Here is a 2,904-nt window from a genome sequence, read left to right as displayed (position 1 = left end):
CTTGAGTACCAGGTGTACCCGCAATAATTGGAGCAGCAACATTAGCGTCAATGTTCATAGTTAAGTTAGTTGCAAATGCAGCCGTATTTACTTGAGCTACAGTAATAGTAACAACTTTACCATATGCAACGGCCTGAACGGCAGCAGCATTAGCAGCTAGTTGTGCTTGAGTCAATGAAGCTGAGCCATAACCCTTAACACTCACACGATCCAATAATGCAGCATATGAATCAGCAGTAGCTTGAGTATGTGTTAAGCTGTTAAGACCAGGATAGGTAGCCAAAACAGTTTGAGTACCATTAGTTTCATTTGAATTCTTCGTCAACAAGGTATAACCTAGTTGCTTGCCGCTAGGGTCAACGACCTTAACACCTACTTGATCAGCATTTGGTGTTTGATTATTAGTAGTAGGAGTAGTTGAAGTAGCAGTCAAGGCGCTGTATTTAATCCAGCCATTGATCTTTTGACCGTTGGTAGCATTAGTATCAGCAATCTTTACCCAAAGGTCGCCTTCACGGGTACGGGTAGTTTGGTCCGTAACTTTGAAGGTATCGTTAGCGTAAGGAGTAGCATCAGTAACGGTACGGCCCTTCTTGTACTCAGTCCATGCAGGATAAGTATAAGTAGTAGCAGTACCATCGTTAGCAGTACCAGCCTTAGTAATCTTGTAGGTAGCATTCTTTTGAGCGTCAGTCAATGCAGTGGTTTGGCCCTGAGTATTGATTGAAGCTGAAGATGCTGAAGATGAAGTGTTTGCAGCTGCTGCAGGGGCAGTAGTAGTGTTGAATGAAGCAACACCACCAGCAAATGCAGTAACTCGCTTGCCGCCGTAGATCCAGCCACGGTAAGTCTTATCAAATGAAACAACCTTGTAGTAAACTGAGCCACGGTTAGTAGTAGCTACACGATAAGCACGGAAGTTCTTTTGACCTTGCTTAGAGTCCTTAAGACCGGCTAATGTAGTCTTAGTTGCAACGGTCTTAGCACCCTTCAAAGTACCAGCCTTTGTATAAAGAGCGTTAGTACCGTTAACAGCAACGTTACGAGTAGTAGCATCAGTTGTCAAAGCTTTGTTTGATGTAACTTTGGCATATGATTTTGCACTAGCATTTGTGCTAGATACACCGGCAACAGCTACAAATGATAATGCAGCTACACCAGCAAAAAGAGTCTTTTTCAATGACTTTTTCATGTGTAATTTCCTCCCAAAAAAATTGTTTTTTCAAGCTACCTAGGCATGCAAAAACATGCCTCAACTAACTTGCTGTAAATAGTATAACATAATCAAGGTTGAATGCAAAAGAAAAAAGGAGTTGTAAAGGCTTTAACATTTTTCTGTAATCTATATGCCATGATCATTGATAAATGATCGATCTATTAAGGGGATTCCCTCCACTATGTGTTAGTATATTATCCAAAGGAGAATAATAATGCCATCAATACGTAAACATGGTCATGGATACCAGGTAAGATACTACTATTATGATGCCAATGGTCAGGAACATGAGAAAACTAAGAGCGGCTTTAGAACTAAATCAGCTGCAAAGCTATTTGCGAGTCAATTGGAAATCGATATCCACAATGGTTTGGATCTCGTTCCTAAAGATCCTAAGTTTGCTGACTATTTTGACTATTTTTATCACACGTACAAAGAACCCAAAATTGAGAATCAGACTAAGAATCGCTATAAAATAACCAGTCGAGTATTACATAATTATTTCGGTGATGTTACTTTAAAAAGTATTGACCGACCACAATATCAAGCATTTATTAACTTCTATGGTCATTCTCATGCAAAAGATACTGTTTATAAAGTTAATTCACTGATTAGAGCAACTGTTCAAAATGCCATTCTTGACGATCTGATTCATAAAGATTTCACCCAGCGAGTCAGTCTTATTTATGATAAGTCACGTGATAAGCATGTGGAATACCTCAACGTGGCTGAGATTAAGCGTCTCATCGCTTATTTGGAGAATCACTTAAACTATCACTTTACCTCCACTTTTATGATCCTGACGGCCGTTTTAACTGGTGCTCGCTTGGGGGAAATTCAAGCATTAACTTGGAATGACGTTAATTTTAATTTTAAAACGATTAGCATTACTAAATCTTGGAATTCATCCGAAGGCGGTGGATTCAAAGATACCAAGACGGCTGGTTCAAATCGAATCATTGCAGTTAATGATGAATTGCTGAAATCATTAAAGATCTTGAAAGATCACAATAATGGAGAACTAATTTTTGTTAATCAATATAAATCCATTCCATCATCCTCTGCCGTTAATAAAAAGTTGCGTTCTATACTAAAAGACTTAGGGATTCAAAAACAGGGCTTTCACTTTCATTCTTTACGACACTCACATGTAGCTTACCTACTATCTCGAGGAATTGACATTTACATCATTTCTAAGCGTTTAGGCCATGCTGATGTATCCACAACAACAAAGATTTATTCCTATTTAATGGATGAATATAAAGCAAAAAACGATCAACAGATTCGTGAAGAGTTAGATAACCTTTCCTCTCATGATGAAACTATACCAATCAAGCGGAACCTTTAATAAGGTTCCGCTTTTATTTTGTTATTTTACTCTGTATCAGGTTAAACTTCTTCTGCCCGTTTGGCCGTTATTTGCCCGTTATTATTTATATTTTAATACTTTCTAGTACGTTTTTATAAATTAAAAAAATTAGGAATGCCTATTTAACAGCATTCCTAATTTTAATATTTCTTCTAATTTGTATAATTATGCCGACTGCAGGAGTCGAACCTGTGACCCTCGGTTTACGATACCGATGCTCTACCAACTGAGCTAAGTCGGCAAATATTTAGTACAAAAAATGCTAACAATTAAGTTAGCATCTCGGCAAGCTCCGGCAGGCGGGCTCGAACCGTCGACA

The 2,904-nt window shown here is 38.4% G+C and carries 1 protein-coding gene, 1 tRNA gene and 1 pseudogene; 1 reads left to right on the top strand and 2 read right to left on the bottom strand.

What is annotated here, in order from left to right; all coding sequences use genetic code 11:
- Positions 1 to 1,192, bottom strand: a pseudogene (locus FC51_RS12605) (S-layer protein); the annotation flags it as partial.
- Positions 1,193 to 1,430: 238 nt separating this feature from the next.
- On the opposite strand from FC51_RS12605, the gene FC51_RS11470 reads away from it, so the two are divergent.
- Positions 1,431 to 2,564, top strand: coding sequence for a site-specific integrase (locus tag FC51_RS11470; RefSeq protein ID WP_054769302.1), 1,134 nt, complete (start codon positions 1,431 to 1,433; stop codon positions 2,562 to 2,564).
- A 189-nt stretch (positions 2,565 to 2,753) separates the two neighbouring features.
- Here the strand turns inward: FC51_RS11470 and FC51_RS11465 are convergent.
- Positions 2,754 to 2,826: transfer RNA gene (locus FC51_RS11465), tRNA-Thr, on the bottom strand.
- Positions 2,827 to 2,904 lie beyond the last annotated feature (78 nt).

It is taken from the genome of Lentilactobacillus parabuchneri DSM 5707 = NBRC 107865, from assembly GCF_001435315.1.
GTDB lineage: Bacteria > Bacillota > Bacilli > Lactobacillales > Lactobacillaceae > Lentilactobacillus > Lentilactobacillus parabuchneri.
The sequence above is the reverse complement of the archived record's forward strand: the minus strand, read 5'-3'. Positions and strand labels throughout refer to the sequence as shown.

Excerpts from the sequence above, each read along its gene's own strand:
- FC51_RS11470 (WP_054769302.1), top strand. The coding sequence starts at position 1,431 with ATGCCATCAATACGTAAACATGGTCATGGATACCAGGTAAGATACTAC.